At 70.1% G+C, this 17,026-nt stretch carries 14 protein-coding genes; 3 read left to right on the top strand and 11 right to left on the bottom strand.

Annotated elements, in window-relative coordinates:
- Positions 1 to 4 precede the first annotated feature (4 nt).
- From AC5L30_RS11925 to AC5L30_RS11905, 5 genes are all read right to left on the bottom strand, one after another.
- Positions 5 to 1,783 carry an ATP-binding cassette domain-containing protein gene (locus AC5L30_RS11925; protein WP_494867146.1) on the bottom strand — a complete coding sequence of 593 codons (1,779 nt, stop codon included), beginning with the start codon at positions 1,781 to 1,783 and terminating at the stop codon, positions 5 to 7.
- A complete protein-coding gene (locus AC5L30_RS11920) occupies positions 1,780 to 3,507 on the bottom strand; it encodes an ABC transporter ATP-binding protein (protein ID WP_494867145.1) in 1,728 nt (575 codons plus the stop codon). Before AC5L30_RS11920 ends, AC5L30_RS11925 begins: the two co-directional genes overlap by 4 nt.
- Before the next feature lie 72 nt (positions 3,508 to 3,579).
- Complete coding sequence (locus AC5L30_RS11915) at positions 3,580 to 3,699, bottom strand: SapB/AmfS family lanthipeptide (protein ID WP_013734295.1); 120 nt, start codon at positions 3,697 to 3,699, stop codon at positions 3,580 to 3,582.
- Between the two features lie 5 nt (positions 3,700 to 3,704).
- A complete protein-coding gene (gene lanKC, locus AC5L30_RS11910) occupies positions 3,705 to 6,302 on the bottom strand; it encodes a class III lanthionine synthetase LanKC (protein ID WP_494867143.1) in 2,598 nt (865 codons plus the stop codon).
- Positions 6,303 to 6,510: 208 nt separating this feature from the next.
- Positions 6,511 to 7,059 (bottom strand): carboxymuconolactone decarboxylase family protein, encoded by a 549-nt coding sequence (locus tag AC5L30_RS11905; protein WP_494867142.1) that lies wholly within the window; start codon positions 7,057 to 7,059, stop codon positions 6,511 to 6,513.
- Positions 7,060 to 7,530: 471 nt separating this feature from the next.
- On the opposite strand from AC5L30_RS11905, the gene AC5L30_RS11900 reads away from it, so the two are divergent.
- Positions 7,531 to 8,109 (top strand): hypothetical protein, encoded by a 579-nt coding sequence (locus AC5L30_RS11900; protein ID WP_494867141.1) that lies wholly within the window; start codon positions 7,531 to 7,533, stop codon positions 8,107 to 8,109.
- Between the two features lie 244 nt (positions 8,110 to 8,353).
- Positions 8,354 to 8,959, top strand: coding sequence for a lytic polysaccharide monooxygenase auxiliary activity family 9 protein (locus tag AC5L30_RS11895; RefSeq protein ID WP_494867140.1), 606 nt, complete (start codon positions 8,354 to 8,356; stop codon positions 8,957 to 8,959).
- Positions 8,960 to 9,131: 172 nt separating this feature from the next.
- On the opposite strand, the gene AC5L30_RS11890 is transcribed toward AC5L30_RS11895, so the two are convergent.
- From AC5L30_RS11890 to AC5L30_RS11865, 6 genes are all read right to left on the bottom strand, one after another.
- A complete protein-coding gene (locus AC5L30_RS11890; protein WP_494867139.1) occupies positions 9,132 to 9,491 on the bottom strand; it encodes a VOC family protein in 360 nt (119 codons plus the stop codon).
- Between the two features lie 250 nt (positions 9,492 to 9,741).
- On the bottom strand, positions 9,742 to 10,665 hold the full coding sequence (locus AC5L30_RS11885; RefSeq protein ID WP_494867138.1) for a serine hydrolase: 924 nt from the start codon (positions 10,663 to 10,665) through the stop codon (positions 9,742 to 9,744).
- Positions 10,658 to 11,251, bottom strand: a complete 594-nt coding sequence (locus AC5L30_RS11880; protein ID WP_494867137.1) for a hypothetical protein — start codon at positions 11,249 to 11,251, stop codon at positions 10,658 to 10,660. Before AC5L30_RS11880 ends, AC5L30_RS11885 begins: the two co-directional genes overlap by 8 nt.
- 245 nt (positions 11,252 to 11,496) lie before the next feature.
- Entirely contained in the window at positions 11,497 to 11,997 is a 501-nt protein-coding gene (locus AC5L30_RS11875) for a SigE family RNA polymerase sigma factor (RefSeq protein ID WP_494867136.1), read from the bottom strand.
- The gene (locus tag AC5L30_RS11870; protein ID WP_494867135.1) at positions 11,990 to 12,865 is read right to left on the bottom strand and encodes a hypothetical protein; all 876 of its coding nucleotides are present in this window, start codon (positions 12,863 to 12,865) and stop codon (positions 11,990 to 11,992) included. The genes AC5L30_RS11875 and AC5L30_RS11870 overlap by 8 nt, the downstream gene beginning before the upstream one ends.
- 250 nt (positions 12,866 to 13,115) lie before the next feature.
- Positions 13,116 to 14,018 (bottom strand): hypothetical protein, encoded by a 903-nt coding sequence (locus AC5L30_RS11865; protein ID WP_494867133.1) that lies wholly within the window; start codon positions 14,016 to 14,018, stop codon positions 13,116 to 13,118.
- Positions 14,019 to 14,566: 548 nt separating this feature from the next.
- On the opposite strand from AC5L30_RS11865, the gene AC5L30_RS11860 reads away from it, so the two are divergent.
- On the top strand, positions 14,567 to 16,996 hold the full coding sequence (locus AC5L30_RS11860) for a non-reducing end alpha-L-arabinofuranosidase family hydrolase (protein WP_494867131.1): 2,430 nt from the start codon (positions 14,567 to 14,569) through the stop codon (positions 16,994 to 16,996).
- Positions 16,997 to 17,026 lie beyond the last annotated feature (30 nt).

Below are 17,026 nucleotides of genomic sequence, written 5' to 3'. Positions count from 1 at the left end.
GGGGTCAGGCCTGCCGCGCCGGCGCCGCCGGGGACGGCACCACCGAGTCGTCCCAGCAACCGACGAGCGCCCGGTAGGTAGCCGAGCTGGTCGACAACTGCTCGTGCGTCCCCACCACGGGCTCGCCGCCGTCGAGGACCAGCACCCGACCGGCCCGCAGCGCGGAACTGATCCGGTGTGCGATCACCACGAGGCTGCCGGGTCTCCGGGCGAAGGCGGCCTCGACGGTCGCTTCCAGCGCCGGGTCCAGGTGACAGGTCGCCTCGTCGAGGATCACCAGCGGGGCGGGTGCCAGCCAGGCCCGGACCGCCGCGATGAGCTGCCGCTCGCCGGCGGAGAGCAGGGCCGGCGCGACGGGCGCGCCCAGGCCGCCCAGGCGGGTCGCCAGGGGGCGCGCGCCGAGCGCGTCGAGGGCGACGTCCAGCGTGTGGTCGTCGGCGTCCGGCCGGAGGTAGCGGAGGTTGTCGGCGAGAGTGCCGGTGAAGACGTACGCCTCCTGGGGCACCAGCACTCGCATCCGGGCGAGGACGGCCGGTTCGACCTCGGCGACCGTCGCGCCGGCCAGGTGGACGGTGCCGGCCTGCGGCGGCACCAGACCGGCCATCAGGGCGGCCAGTGTGGACTTGCCCGCACCGCTGGGGCCCACCACGGCGAGGTGCTCCCGGTCGGCCAGGGTCAGCGAGAAGTTCCGCAGGACGGGCCGGGCGCGCGGGCCGTAGCCGAAGGTCAGTCCCCGGACCTCGACGGCTGGCGGGCGGCCGGCAGGGCCGGTGGGTGGGCGGCAGCGGGGCGTCCGGGCGGCGGGGGTCGACGGGCGCTGGTCGTCGGAGACCGGATAGGTGCGCAGGATGTTCTCCAGGGTGACCGCGTAGCGCAGCCCGCCGCCGCCGAGGCCCTGCACCAGGGTGTGCAGGGCGGGTTGCAGCCCGGTGGAGACGTAGATCAGCGCGCCCAACACCGCGCCGGCGGTGAGACCACGCTCGACCAGCCACGGGGCGGCCACCATCAGCACCAGCAGTGGCAGCCAGCCGCCGATGCCGAGGCTGAGGCTGCGGATCGCCGCCATCCGGGCGAGCCTGCGTTCGGCGGCGGCCTGCGCCGTCACCCAGCGGGCCACGTCGGCCGCCACGCGTGTCTGGGCGCCGCAGGCCAGCACGTCGCGGTGACCCGCCAGCGCGGTCGCCGCCGACTGGCCGAGTTGTTCACCGGCCCGGACGTATGCGCGCTGATGTGTGATCATCGCCGGCAGCGCGGCGAGGAACACGACCAGACCGGCGACCAGCGGCGCGGCGGCCAGCACCGCCACCACCGGTGCCAGGGCGAGCAGGCCGAGCAGGGCCGCGCCGGCGGAGAAGAGGAAACCGCGGGTCACCATCAGCAGACCGGCGAAGGTGTCCCGGACGATCTCCATCTGGTGGGTCAGCCGGGTCACGGCGGCGCTGTCCGGGCGGCCACCCGCCCGGGTGGCGTCACGTAACGCGCCCCGGACCACCTGAGCGGCCACCTCGTCGCGGAACGGCTCGACCACCGCGCTGAGGCTCCGGTACGTCCGACCGGTGGCGGCCGCGCCGACCAGCACGGCCACGGCGAGGGCCCCCAACCAGGCCAGGCCGTTGAGGAGACGTCCGGCCAGAAAGCCTTCGTCGACGGCGCGGGCCACCAGGTAGCCGGCGAGCAGCGCGGGCAGCGACTCGACAAGCGACCAGCCGCCGAGCCCCGCGAGTTCCCGCCGGCGGGCCCGCAGCGCCCGCCAGGTCACCCGGCGTACGCCGGGACGGCTCACGACCCACCGCCGGCCGGCTGGAAGACCGCACGGTAGTCCGGGTCGGTCCAGAGTTGCCGGTGCGGCGCCAGGCCGCGCAGCCGGCCGCCGTCGAGCCAGGCGACGAGGTCGGCCGCCGCGGCCGCCGCGGTCCGGTGGGTGACCACCAGTCGGGTACGCTCCCCGGCCCGCCCGAGCACCGCCTCGGTGATCCGGTGTTCGGTCGCGGTGTCGAGGCTGGACGTCGCGTCGTCCAGGATGAGCAGCCGCTCGGCGGCGAACGCGCGGGCCAGGCCGAGGCGCTGGGCCTCGCCCCCGGACAGTGGTGTGTCCGTCAGCGGGGTGCGGTAACCGTCGGGTAGCCGGTCGATCACGTCGGCGACCGCCGCCATCCGGGCCGCCCGCAGCACCGCCGGGGTGGCCGGGCTCCGATCGGCCGGCGGCGTCGCCGAGTCGACCGGCAGCGCCAATCCGATCGCGTCGTGGACGGTCGCGCCGATCAGCACCGGCCGGTCGAAGGCGTAGCCGACGGCTCGGCGCAGCGCCGCCGCGTCGAGGTCCCGCAGCGGCACGCCGTCCAGTCGCACCTCACCGCCGTCGGGGTCGTAGAGCCGTCCGGCCACGGCCGTCAGGGTCGACTTGCCGGCGCCGGACGCTCCGACGACGGCGACGGTGGCGCCGGCCGGCACGTCCAGGTCGATGCCGTCCAGGATGGGCCGGCCGTCGTCGGCGTACACGCACACGCCCCGCAGTCGCAGGGCGCCGCCGCCGGGTGGAATTGGCCGATCGCCTGCCGGCGTGGCGGGCTGGGTCAGCAGCTCGGCGACCCGGTGTGCTCCCGCGCGGCTGCGGACCAGGTGGTTCAGGGTGGCGAGCACCGCGCCGAGGCCGGCGCCGATGGCCGCGTACCGGACCGCGGCGACCAGTTCACCTGGCGTGAGCCAGCCGGTGGTCAGGGCGTACCCGCCGACCGCGATGACGCTCAGGTTCAGCAGCGGCGCCACGGCCGAGGTGCGCGCGCTGGCTCGGGCCAGCAGGTCCCAGGTGCGCCGGCCGTGCCGGTCCAGCTCCGGCAGGGCCGCCAGCACCCGGTCCTCCTCGCGACGGGTGCTGCCGGCGGCGGCGATGGTCCGGGCACCGGTCAGCGACTCCAGCAGTCGGCCGGCGATGGTGCCGAGCACCCGTTGGTACCCGGCGGTCGCGGCCGAGGCGTCGGCCACGAAGGCGCGCATGAGGACGGCGAGCAGGCCGAGACCGGCGAGCAGGGTGACCCCGAGGACCGGTTCCATGATGGTGAGCGCGACGACGCTGCCGAGCGGCGGAAGCACCGCCACGATGGCCAGGACCACGGCGTTGCCGGCCTGTCCCGCGTCGGCGGCCTGGCCGACCAACCGGCCGACGAGGTCACCCACCGGGTGCCGGCGGGTGGCGCGGACGTCCAGGGCGAACAGGTGACGCAGTAGCCGCCGGCGCAGCCGTGCGGTGGCGCGCGACGCACCGAACCCGCTGGCCAGGTCGGTGAGGGTGTCGACGCAGATGAGGACGATGACCAGGGCGCAGGCGGACACCGCCCACCAGGCGGAGCCGCCGGTGAGGGCGGCGTCGACGGCGCGGCCGAGGGCCGCGGGTAGCAACAGTTCGGCGGCCGCGCCGAGCAGCGCGACCGCCGCGAGTCCGGCGGTCCAGCCGCCGCCCGCCAGGACCGTCTGCCGCAGCAGCCTGTCCCCCACGGCGAACGTCGGCATCGGTCCTCCCGTTGGTGCGCGGTTGCCCTGGGTGGGCACGTCTACCCACCCAGGGCCCCACGTGTGCGTGGATCAGTTGCAGGTCGTGACGGAGAGCGAGCTGTCGCCGCAGAGCAGCAGGCTCGCCCGGCTACCGCCACCGGTGCGGTCGGCCGGAGCCATCTCCAGGCCCTGGAGGTCCAGAAGTGCCATGTCGTTCACCTCCCTTCCTTCCGTTCGCCGATCAGGTCGCCCCCGCTGTCGCGAGGGAGTCTGTTCGCGCCCGGCAGGGGCGCGAGGAAGGGCAGCATCGGCGGCTGGTCGTGCTGCGCGCTGGCCAGCGCGTACAGCACGCCGGCGGTGCCGGTGCCGAAGTCCATGGAGAGCCGCAGCAACTGCTCGCCGGGGAATGCGGTCCCGTCCCGGTACGGCAGCGCGTGCCAGGTCAGCCGGTCCAGCTGCGCGCGGAGTTCGCGGCGGTCGGCGTCGTTGGTCGAGGCGGCGAGGTAGGCGATGATGCCGGCCCGGCCGGCGAAGAGCCCGGACTGTGCGTAGAACGGTGAGCGTGCGGCGCGGCGCACCCCCGCGCTCGCCTCGGCGAACCGGTCGTCGGCCCGGTGGCGCAGGTACTGGTCGAGGACCAGCCCGATACCGACACTGCCGTGCGCCAGGTAGGGCATGGTGCGCCAGCCCTCATTGACCTCCAGGGCACCGTCCGGGCGCAGCACACACCGGCGCAGATCCTGACGCAGTGCCGTGGCGGCGTGCTCCAGCAGCTCGTCGTCGCCGCTGAGCTCGTAGAGCCGCAACAGCATCAGCGCCGGTCCGGTCCGGCCCCGCAGCAGCCCGGCGTACGGGTTACGTCCGCCGCTGACGTCCGGGCCCGGGTCGTCGGCCAGCTGCCCGATCACCTGCTCGGCGGCCCGCCACGCGGCGTCGTGCAACGACACCTCCCCGGTACGCGCGGCCAACTCGGCCAGGTTGAGCGCGATCCCGGACAGTCCGCTGGCCAGGCTGTGGTCGAGCCCGTCCAGGGGTTCCCGCAGGCAGATGTCGAGAATGTCCAGCGCGTCCTGCCGGCGGCCGAGGTGATCGAGCGCGTAGGCGACACCATGCAGGCCGTCGTAGAAGCCGCAGCGGGTGCCGGACGGGGGCGCTGTCGCCCGCCGCACCAGCCAGTCCTCGTGCTCGGGCCACCGCCCGGCACCGCTCTTGTCGAGCGCGTACAGCACTCCCGCCGCCCCGTGGGCGAGGTTGAGGCCGCCGCTGCGGAACTGCTCGATGTCGCCGGGGAAGAGCCGGTCGTCGCGCTCGGGGGTGGCGCTGGCCAGGATCGCCGTGGTCAGCCGGTCCCGCTTGGTGCGCCAGTCATCCGTGCCGAGATCCCCTGCTGGATCCGCGGTGACCCGCGGGTCACCGGTGATCTCCTCGACCGCCGGGTCGAGGAAGGACCTCGGCACCGGGAAGTTCGCGGCGATGATGTCGGCCAGGTGGGTCACCTTCGCCGGGGCGAGCCGGACCAGCTGGGTCAGTGGCAGGAACAGTGCCAACCGCAGGCAGGCCAGGGCGTACCGGTCGACCGCCGGCCCGGTTCGGTCCCTCGGTGCCGCGAAGCCCTGGTTGCGTAGCCCGGGTCGGCGGTGCCCGGCGATCGGGGCGGCCACCTCGAAGTCGACCAGGGCGACCCGGTCGTCGGGCCGGATCATGATGTTGAACAGGTGCAGGTCTCCGTAGACCAGGCCGCGCTCGTGGATCGCCGTCACGACGGATTCGACCTGCTCGTAGATCTGGCGGGCCCATCGGGCGTACGCCGCCCGGTCGTCGTCGGTGGCGTCGGCGTCGATCAGCGGGTACCGGTCGACCAGCACCTTGTTCAGTGGTCGGCCTTCGATGAACTCGAGCGCGAGGAACCGGTGCTCGCCGAGGGCGAACTCGTCGTGCACCCGAGGCACCTGCGGCAGGTCGGCGAGTTGCCGCAGGGCCTGCGCCTCGCGGGCCAGCCGGGCGACGGCGTCGGTGCCGTCGGCGTCCAGGCCGGCGTGCGGTCGGGCTTCCTTCAGCACCACCTCGGTGTCGGTGCGCAGGTCCCTGCCCACGTACAACCCGCCGCCGTTCGAAAAGTGGATCACCCGCTCGATTCGGTACGGCACCTGGTCGGTGCTGGTTGCGGTGCGGGCGGCCAGGTGCGGGCCGAGGAAGTCGGGCAGGGTGACCCAGGACGGTACGTGGAAGACGGGCTCTCGGCGGTCCGGCACCAGCGTGCCGGTCTCGTCCTCGATGGCCGGTACCACCTGGCCGTCGGGAGAGTGGCAGTAGCGGGCGGCGAAGCCGCCGTAGCGCACGTAGACCGGGCCGGTGCCGTAGCGGAGATCACTGAGGATGTACGGCCCGGCCTCGCCGGTGAGCAGTTCGTCGAGCTCCTTGCAGGCCAGCTCCAGTTCCGCGTCGTCGCGGGGATAGACCGTGATGAACTTTCCGCTGGCGGCCCGGGCGGCGTACTTGGAGTTGCGCAGCAGCAGCGTGCGCGGGCCGCGCAGGAACTTGAAGGACAGGCCGCGGGGGACGCAGTAGTTCCAGACCGCGTCGAGCACCCGTTCGGCGTTCGCCAGACCCGCCGACACATGGATCTTCCAGCCCTGCTGGGGCAGCGAGCCGCCGTCGGGCGCGTAGATCAGCCAGTCGTCGAGCGGCTCGCGGCGCCAGCCGGCCGGCATGGGTCGTTCGGCGGCCGGGAAGACGGGTTGCGCGACGGCGCTGCCGAGCGAGTCGTAGAACAGCCGGTCTGCGGCGCAGTAGCTGTCGTAGCGTTCGTCCACCGTCCCGCCGCCCCTCGAACTCGGCCGGCTGGTGTTCCGGCGTTGAATCGAGTCTCATCGACGGGACGGGGCGGGCTCCAGTGCGCTTAGTCACGACGTTCGATGCGGGGTGCACAGGCACTCATGACATTAGTCAGGCCCGCACGGCCGCGGTCGGGTCCGTGTCGCGCAGCGGTACCGCCATGTCCGACCCGCACAGGTGCTCGTGTCAGCTACCGGCGGCACCGTAAACGGCGGCGCCCATGGGCTTGTCGACGTCCAGGCCCGTTACCGCGGCGACCCGGGCGATCATCATGTACTGCCCGATCACCATCAGGAGTTCGATCACCTCGCGCGGGGAGAGCCGCCCTGTCAGTGCGATGGTGGTGTCGTCGGGTGGGCGGACGTCGCGGACGACCTCGGTCGTGAAACGCAGGACGATCCGCTGGTCCGACGTGAAATAGTCGGCCCCGATCTCGTCGCGCCCGAGCGCGTGGATCATCTCGTCCGTGGCGCCGACGGAGCGCGCGATCGGCTCGTGCTGAACCCACTCGTATGTGACGTTGCTCAGCTGGGCAACTCGCAGGATCGCGATTTCGCGCAGCAGCGGGTCGAGGGCCAGGTCCGTGAGCAGCGTGCCGCCCCAGCGCATCCAGTCCGGAAACGCCGTCTCGGCGTGGGCCATGACGCGGAAGAAGTTCAGGGGAAGCGCGGCCTGCAAAGCGTCGCGGACCGGCGCCGGGGTGTCGGCAGGGTTCACATAGGGCAAGCGGCTCATATTTTCCCCTTACAAGCGGCAAATCGGGTGGCACGGACCATATCCGATCCTGGTTGCGCTCGCTGCGGATCCGTTCGGGGGACCCGCGGCGGTGCGGCGTGGGCACTCGTGCGCGACGAAGGTGCGGGTGGGCCCGGGTCGAACCCACGCTGATGCTCGTCGATGTTGCCAAAGCCGATCCAGACGTGTTGGAATGGCTCATATCGCCGCAGCACGGGGGCAACCGTGCTGGGAACGGCCAGCACGGGAGCAACACAGCGCCGGCAGGGCGCCGCCTTGGCGGACGCTCGCCTGCCGGATCGCCGGGCCATCTCTACGACGACGGGCATGGTGGCGGGCAATCATGCCTGCCCGCCGCAGACGCCCGCGTCACGTTTCCCCGACGGCCGACGCGCTCAACGCCTGACCCGCCAGGGGCGCCCGATTCGGCCTGCCAGCACACCAGAACCGGCGACGAGGTGAGAAGCAAACATGATTTCCCGAGAGAACTTCGCGGGTTGGTACCGAAACCGCTTCGTGTGGGTAGCGGTGATCCTGCTGGTGGTGTCGGCCGGCGCGGTCGTCCTGGTCAACAGGGCCGGCCCGGAGGCGGAGCCGGCGGACCTGAACACGCAGATCACGGCCCGGATGCGTACCACGCTCGAACAGGCGGACCCGGGGCAGCACAACCACGCCGGACACGGCGCCCAGCAGGCGGCCACCACGGGGAAGCCGGCGGTGATCTGCGGGGTCCGCGTCTACGGCTACGAGCCGACCGAGGTCACCGCGCTCGCCGACGTGCAGACGGTCTACGGCTTCCACCTCTGCGGGGTCGCCGAGCAGAAACGCCCCTGGGACGTGGCGGTCAAGCTGGCCGGTCCCGTGATCATGGACATGACCACCGACCCTCCGGGCATCCAGGTGGTCGAGGCGACCGCCGAGGTCATGTTCACCGACCGGGTCCGGCAGATGTTCCCGGCCAAGTACGCGGAGTTGGCACTCAAGGAGGCGCTGACCGAGTCGGAGATGGCCGACCAGCGCCGCCGGTACGACGCCGCAGCGGACCTCTGAGCTTGCCGGGCGGCCGTACGGCGATGCCGCGACTGCGGACACTCCCGGTCAGCTCGATCCACATCCGACCATAGATCGATGAGTATTGATATTTAGCCCAGTAGATGTAACAGTTGGTTTGGGAGCGTTCCCATTCTGATCTCTGGTACCGAAGAGCGGAGGATGAACAGTGCGTTTACACAAGCCCGATCAATCCGGCGGACGATCCCGGTCACATGTCCGTCGGTCCCTGCGAGCGCTCGTCATGGTGTTCGCCATCGTGGCGGGCATGCTGCCCTTCACCGGGGCAGCCCAGGCGCACGGCACCATCATCAACCCGATGAGCCGCGCCTACCAGTGTTGGAAGTCCTGGGGCAGCCAGCACATGAACCCCGCCATGCAGCAGCAAGACCCCATGTGCTGGCGGGCGTTCCAGGCCAACCCCGACACCATGTGGAACTGGATGAGTCAGCTGCGGGACGGCCTCGGCGGCCAGTACCAAGCCCGCACCCCGGACGGGCAGCTGTGCAGCAACGCCCTGTCCAGGAACGACAGCGTGAACCAGCCTGGGGCGTGGAGGACGACCAACGTCAGCCGCAACCTGACGGTCCAGCTGTACGACCAGGCCAGCCACGGCGCTGACTACTTCCAGGTCTACGTCACCAAGCAGGGGTTCAACCCGTCCACCCAGAAGCTCGGGTGGGGCAACCTCGACCTGATCACGACGACCGGGCGGTACGCGCCGGCGCAGAACATCTCGTTCAACGTCTCGCTCCCGGCGCGCAGCGGAAACCACATCCTGTTCGTGCTCTGGAGGGCGTCGCACCTGGACCAGACCTACATGTGGTGCAGCGACATCAACGTCACCTGATCAGCAACACCGACAGCTGACACGCTGATCCGGCTCAGGGCGTTGACGCCCTGAGCCGGATTGGTCTTCCGGCAGTGCCCCACCAGCTGCCACCCGGACCTTCCGTACGCCCACCAGCGCCGCCACAGGTCATCACCGCGCGGCGGCGACAGGCCCGAGGCTCAGGCGGAGGTCACGCGTCGGCCTCGAGAGCGAAGGTGTTGCCGTCCGGGTCCTGGAACCAGGCGATACGTCCACCTCCGGCCCGCGCGGTAATCCCCTTGTCGTCGTGCTCGAACTGCTCGTAGCGAACGAACTCGACGCCGGACGAGGTGAGCTCGTCGACAATCTGGTCGATGTCGTCGACGTACCACGTCGCCAACGTCGCCGAGGTCTTCCCGGCGGTGACCGACTGGTACACGTTCAGCGCCGGCCCGCCACCCGAGCCATAGACGCGGCTGCCGTCGGCGATGGTGGCGCTGGGGCCGGACCGCAACGCCCGCAGGCCCAGCGTGCCTTCGTAGAAGGCCACGGCCGTCTGAATGTCGGACACGGCGACCGAGGCTCTGAGATGGTACGTACTCAAGGGCATGAACCACTCTGGCAGGCGCTCCACGAATCGTGGCACCGAATCGACGGATACCTCCCACGGCCCTGGAGACAGATTGGGGCGGGCTCGGCGCGGTGCCGAACCCGACCGCATCCGCAGCGTCAGAAAGCTCAAGAGCGTCGGAGCCGGGGGCCAGGACCGTCAGCGCCCCAGGCAATCTCTTTCCCCTACGTCGGCCTACCCGAAGGCGGGGCTATCCCTGGGAAGGGCCGTCGTCCGCGGTGGCGGCGCGCAGCTCCTTGAGCACGTACGTGGCGGCCTTCTCGACGACGCGAATGCCCTCTTTCTGGCTCACGTGATGGTCGGAGAGCACGGCGATCAGCCAGTCATGACGGGCCTCGACGATCCGTCCGATGCTGTTGACCAGCCAGCGGCCGCCGTCGACATCAGCGGTGTCCCAGCCGTTCTTGACGTAGCCGGAACGACTGCCCGGCTCCCGCGCGGCGGTGATCCCCCATCGTTGCTCGGGGATCACCTTGTTCATCAGGCCCAGGATGAAGGTACGGTCCTGCGGGGTCAGCGGTCCCGTCGGTGACGTCAGCGCGGTCAGCAGACGAAGCTGGTCGGCCGCCGTGGTCGTGGTCCGTCCCCACTGCGAGTTGGGCCTGGTCTCCCGCAGACCGAGCGCGCGGTTCGCGGCGGTGAGACCGCGCGAGCCCTCGATCCGCTGCCACAGGGCCACCGCCGCGTCGTTGTCACTGGACACGATCATGGCTTCGGCCAGCCGTCGGGTGTCAGAACCCAGGGCCTTGCCCGGCGGCCTCTGGCGCAGCAGCAGAGCCGCCAGGATGTTGACCTTGACGATGCTGGCGGTCTCGAACCGTTTGACGCCGACCGTCACGGCAGCCGTTCCTTGTCGATCCAGTACCGCGACCGCCAGGTGGCCGTCGTACCGCTGCACGTAGGCCTTGATGCGCGTTCTGGCCTGGTCGATCCGGTCGATGGCCGGCGTGGTGGGGATCGGACTGGCGGGGGAAGAACCGTGCGATGGGCCGGCTCCGTCGCCGTCGCGACCGCGCGTGGCACCGAAGGCGGCCGTCGCGACGCCCGCCAGAGACATGGTGACCGCGGAGACGACCCAGCGGCGCGGCAGCTGCCGCCCTTTCCGCTCAGCCAAGGCGAGCCACCGCCTTCGCCGCGACCGCATCCACCGCGGCCCGACTGCCCGGGTCGGGCAGACGGACCGTCGAGACCGTCTCGCCTCGTTTCACCATCACGAAGTACGTGACGGTGTCCGGGGTGTCCGCATGCGCGATGCGACCTCGAACGAGCATGCCGCTGCCCGCCAGATAGTGCGGGTCGACGACGTCGAACGAAACCTGCGACCCGAGAACCGGGTAGCTCGCGCACCGCAGGACGACCCGACGGACGTCATCGACGTTCCGCTCGGCCCATCCAGGTTCGTACGTCTCCACGACGTGGTGGGCCGGCGACGAGCCGTCAGACAGCCGGTAGTAGCGCTGCACGGCAGCGCGCCGATGCGACTTGGCCTGGTAGTCGCTGCTCTTGTAGTCGGGGCAGCTGTCCTGCTCCCACGGCCAGGAGGCCGGACCGGTTCGCGCGTCGTCCTCATGCCAGTCCGCTCCCAGATCCCCCGCCCCCAGTAGCGGGCTCGGATCGCGCCGTTCCGCGTTCGCGGTGTGTCGCTCGTCGGGGCCGACGCCGGGCTCCCCCCGATGACACCCTGCGGCCATCAGCACCAACGCCGACAGGAGCGCCGGCACGACGGTGACCGAGCCTCGGCCTCTGCCGCGAATCCGGCCTCGGCTGGTCCTGCTGCTCGATACGGACACCCAAAACCTCCCCAAACGCAGATATTCGCCACCGCAGGTCGCGCTTCAGGCGACGACGCGGGGTGGCAGCTTCGCCGCCGCCTCATCACCGGCGCAGCGGTTGCCCGGCGGTCCGGCACCGGGACCCACCGCACCCCGGCCGCGGACGGGACCGGTCAATGGCGTTCCTCGGCGAACAGTTCGGAACGGGTCTCGCCGAGCAACTCGCGCAGGCGGTTGAGGGAGCGCATGCTCTGGCTCTTGACGACCGCGGTGGAGACGCCCACAACCTCGGCGGTTGTCTCCACGCTCAGGTCGTCCCAGTAGCGCAGAACGATGATCGCCCGATCCCGCAACGGCAGGGTGGCGACCGCGTCCAGCAACGTCATGCGCAGCTCGGCCGGATGTTCCTCGCCCCGATCCGGCGGCGCCGACATCGCCAACTCGCGGCTGGAGCGACGCCGCTGCTGGTCGATCATGCAGCGCAGCAGTATCTTGCGGGCGTACGCGTGGGGGTCGTCGGCCCGGCGGACCCGCCTCCAGTTGGCGTACACCTTGGCCAACGTCGTCTGGGTGAGGTCCTGGGCGAGATGCCAGTCGCGGCACATCAGGAACGCGGCGTCGCGCAGGCGGCCGCCGGCCGCCTGCGCGAACTCGACGAAGTCCTCGTCAGCCATTCGACCGGGCCAGCGTCGGGAACCGCTTGGCACCGTTGACAACGAACTCGGCCGGCAGTTTCGTCCCCCAGATCGGGTTGGCGGCGATCCCGGTCGCCTCGTTCACGGAGAGGACGGGGGGTGCCGGCGAGGTCCCCTTGCCGTCCCAGACCAGACAGGTCGAGATCAACAAATCGACCTGGAGGCCCCTGCGGTGGTGCACGGTGACCGTCTTGGTCCGCACGCAGTTGTCGGGTGACTCGGTCAGCTCCACCGTCCCCGGGACCGGGCCGTCGCGGAGGTCGTCCTGGCGGATGGAGAGCCGCAGCATGCCCGGTCCATCGCCTCGGTCCAGGTAGAGCTGGACGTACGGCATGCCGGGGCCCGCCCCGCTGCTCTGCAGACTCGCATAACCGCTGGTCTTCCCCTCGGGTAGCAGCCGGGTGAGCAGTTCCAGGGCACCCTGCGGTGTGGTGGTCAGCAGCTCACCGTCCGGCCCCGCCCCCATCCTCACGGTGTCGATCACCGTGGTCGAGGGGGGCGGCGCCGACCGATGGGGATCTCCTCGCTGCTCGTCGTTGGTGCCCCCCTCGAACCTGCTCGGGGCGCCAACCGAGGACTCGGCCGGGGACGGCGTGGCGGTCTCGACCGACCCACCCGGCGAACCGACGGTCAGCCCGGCATCACCCGCACCGACGCCGAGCGGCCCGGCGGCCAGACCGACCACCAGCAGGATCGCCAACGCCGATCCGCCGGCGCCGAGCTGTATCAGGCGGCGCTGGCGGCGCAGCCGGCGGCCCTGCATCACCGACTGCTGGACCAGGTCACCCAGCGGCGGGGCGGGGTGTTGGGCCAGATCGTCCCTGAAACGCCCACGCACGTCGCCCATGTCCGGTACCCCTCCTCGGCCGACCGCCCGCAGTGGCGATCCATCACTGACACGACGGATTGGCCAGCCGATTTGGTTACCGCTCTTCGGCGCGAATTTTTTTCCAGCCGTCCCGTCAGCTGACGGAGTGCTTCAGTTGTCGACCACCGACCGCACTTGACGCAAGTCGGTGAAGGCACAACCCGCAGAGCGTCCTAGGAGGTTAGGTCGTCGCGCCTGGGCACTCTCCTTGGCCAGGCTCGATCGCTCGCTAAGCGGCGTCCGGGTCCTGCACCATCCGCCGCCAGAAGGCTTGCAGGCTCGGAAGCACGTTCGTCCGGGTAAGGCCCCTGCCTGCCAGCGACACACCGAGGATGATCGACGCGACGCCGACCAGTTCACCGCCGTGCATGGTGGAGAACGCCGCACCGATGACGATCGCGGCGACCCCCGTGACGGTGACCGCAATCGCACCTGCGTGGGGACCGCCCTTGAGCAGGCACAGCCCGACCGCGACCCCCACCAGACCGAGCGAACCGAAGACCGCCGGGGCTATCAGCCCGACCTCGAAGAAGCCAGCGACTCCGAAGATGATCATTGCGGTACCGCCGCCCAGCGGCCGAATGGCCAGATGCGGGTGGGGTGCGGCAAAGAACTCCGCCACGAACGCGAAGCCGTGATCCCGGCCGATGAGGTAGACGTTTGCCAGAATCACGAGACCGCCGACGATGACGACCTTTCCGGCATTCGACCGGTTCCATTCGGGCAGTAACGTGCTCAGATAGCCCACGGCCACGCCGATCATCGCCACCCGGAAGAGCGTCTCCAACAACCGCACGCCGGGTGTGGTGACCAGCACGACGATGACGGCGCCGGCCGCCGCGAGGAGGGCGTACCGCGCGGTGCGGCCCGATCCGAAGGCTCCGACCACCAACGCAGCAAACGTGAGTGCCAGGAAGACGCGGTGTATCAGCCGAACCAGGGGAGCTCGCGGTGGCAGCCCGCGCAGCCGGACCAGCAATGCCGTCGCACCGGCCGCGCCCGCAGATACGCCGGCGGCAGTCCAGCCGTAGTCGTCGTGCAGACCGTTGACGGAGATGCCCATGGCAACGCCCGCGAGGTTGGTCACGACGAGGGTCCAGAACCGGTAGCCCTTGCCGGAGTCGAGCGCCACGCCCTCAGTATCGAGGCGGCGTGCCAACGAGCGGAAGCCACGGTGACGCCGGGCGCCCGCTCGGGTCGTACCTCCTCGGGGTGACAGCCGGGCAGCGCGGGCCGCTCCGAGACGCCCGAGCATTTGATCTTGTCTGGCCGAAGCGGCTCACAGCTCCACCGCGCTGATCCGTAACAGGTCCGAAACTACCGGTTGAAAACTCTGGAATCTTCTGCCAGCCTGAGAGCCATCGACAAGTGTGAACGTTAACAAGATCCTCTCATCACTGGAGGCGCTTTACGGCGACCGTCAGGCCCATCCACCTGTCAGGTGACACGTCCACCGCCGAAAGAGCCAGCGCCCGCGACCATTCCCCGACGGGCGACCGGGCCTACCTGTCACCGCCCTTCACCCGCTGGCCAGGCAGCCCGAGCCGACTCGCATTCGGGCGGACGGCTGACGTGAGCCCCGACCCGCTCGGGCGGACTCACCCTCGTGCCCGCCGCCATCGAGCGGGGGCCTCCCCATGGAACAGCGACAGGAATTTCACCCACCACTGGAGGATCAGCATGGTCTCCCGGACCCGTCCCACCGGGCGCTCCCGACTGCGAGCGCTCACACTTTCCGGAACAGCCGCGATAATTCTGGCCCTGACCGTATCGCTCTTGCCCAATCTCGCCCAGGCCGCCGAGACGACCCTCGGTGCCGCCGCGGCCCAGTCCGGCCGGTACTTCGGTGCCGCCGTCGCCGCCAACAAGCTCAACGACAGCGCCTACACGACGATCCTGAACCGTGAGTTCAACAGCGTCACCCCCGAGAACGAGATGAAGATCGACGCGACCGAGCCGCAGCAGAACAACTTCACCTTCGGCAACGCGGACCGGATCGTGAACCACGCCATCTCCCGGGGCTGGAAGGTCCGGGGCCACACCCTGGCCTGGCACTCGCAGCAGCCGGGCTGGATGCAGGGCATGGAGGGCACCGCCCTGCGCAACGCGATGCTGAACCACGTCACCCGGGTGGCCACCTACTACCGGGGCAAGATCGACTCGTGGGATGTGGTGAACGAGGCGTTCGAGGACGGCAACAGCGGCGCCCGTCGCAACTCGAACCTGCAGCGCACCGGCAACGACTGGATCGAGGCGGCGTTCCGCGCCGCCGACGCGGCGGACCCGAACGCGAAGCTCTGCTACAACGACTACAACACCGACAACTGGACCTGGGCCAAGACGCAGGCCGTGTACAACATGGTGCGCGACTTCAAGTCTCGTGGGGTGCCGATCGACTGCGTCGGGTTCCAGTCGCACTTCAACGCGAACTCGGCGTACAACAGCAACTACCGCACCACGCTGTCCAGCTTCGCCGCCCTCGGGGTGGACGTGCAGATCACCGAGTTGGACATCGAGGGATCCGGCACGACGCAGGCCAACACCTACCGCAACGTGGTCAACGACTGCCTGGCTGTGGCTCGCTGCAACGGAATCACCGTGTGGGGGGTACGGGACTGCGACTCGTGGCGCTCCAGTGGCACTCCGCTGCTCTTCGAGTGCAACGGCAACAAGAAGGCCGCCTACACGGCCACCCTTGAGGCGCTGAACAGCGCCGGCCCCGGGCCCACTCCCACGCCCACCACGCCGGGGCCCACCCCCCCACCGGGCTCCGCATCCGAGATCGTCGGCACACAGTCCGGCCGGTGCGTCGACGTGCCGAACGCGTCGACCACCAACGGCACCCGGGTCCAGCTCTACGACTGCAACAAGCAAACCAACCAGGCATGGACCTACACCTCAACCAAACAACTCCAGGTGTACGGCACCATGTGCCTCGACGCGGCAGGCTCCGGCAACGGGGCGGCAGTCCAGATCTACAGCTGCCACAGCCAGACCAACCAACAGTGGAACGTCAACTCCAACGGCACCATCAGCAACGTCCAGTCCGGACGGTGCCTGGACGCCTGGAGCACCGCCAACGGAGCCCAGATCCAGCTCTACGACTGCCACGGACAGACCAACCAGCAATTCCGACTCGCCGCCGTCGGTGGGCCCACCCAAACGCCGACGCCGACACCGACGACGCCGCCGCCCGGCGGTTCGTGTGATCTTCCGTCGTCGTACCGCTGGTCGTCGACGGGCGCGCTGGCGCAGCCGAGGTCGGGGTGGGTGTCGCTGAAGGACTTCACCCACGCGCCGTACAACGGCCAGCAGTTGGTTTACGCCACCACGCACGACACGGGTACGACGTGGGGCTCGATGAACTTCGGCCTCTTCTCGAACTGGAACCAGATGGGGTCGGCGTCGCAGAATCAGATGCCGTTCGCGGCGGTGGCGCCGTCGTTGTTCTACTTCGCGCCGCGCAACGTCTGGGTGTTGGCCTATCAGTGGGGTGGGCCGGCCTTCTCCTACCGGACGTCGACCGACCCGACCAACGTGAACAGTTGGTCCGCGGCGCAGACGCTGTTCACCGGAAGCATCTCCAACTCCAGCACCGGCCCGATCGACCAGGCGCTCATCGGTGACGACCAGAACATGTACCTGTTCTTCGCCGGAGACAACGGCAGGATCTACCGGGCCAGCATGCCCATCGGGAACTTCCCGGGCAGCTTCGGGTCGAACTACACGACGATCATGACCGACACCACGAACAACCTGTTCGAAGGGGTTCAGGTCTACAAGCTCCAGGGTCAGAACCGGTACCTCATGCTCGTCGAGGCGATCGGCGCGAATGGGCGCTACTTCCGATCGTTCACGGCCACCAGCCTGGGTGGTACGTGGACGCCGCAGGCCACGTCCGAGAGCAACCCGTTCGCTGGCAAGGCCAACAGCGGCGCCACCTGGACCAACGACATCAGCCATGGCGAACTGATCCGCAGCAACGCCGATCAGACGATGACCGTTGACGCCTGCAACCTGCAACTGCTCTACCAGGGGCGTTCTCCCAGCTCCGGTGGCGACTACGGCCTCCTGCCGTACCGGCCGGGTCTGCTGACGCTGCAGCGCTGACGACCGGACATCGCCGGGGCGGGCAGGCTC

This window comes from Micromonospora sp. BQ32 (genome assembly GCF_059358895.1).
This window is presented reverse-complemented; position numbering and strand designations above follow the sequence as displayed.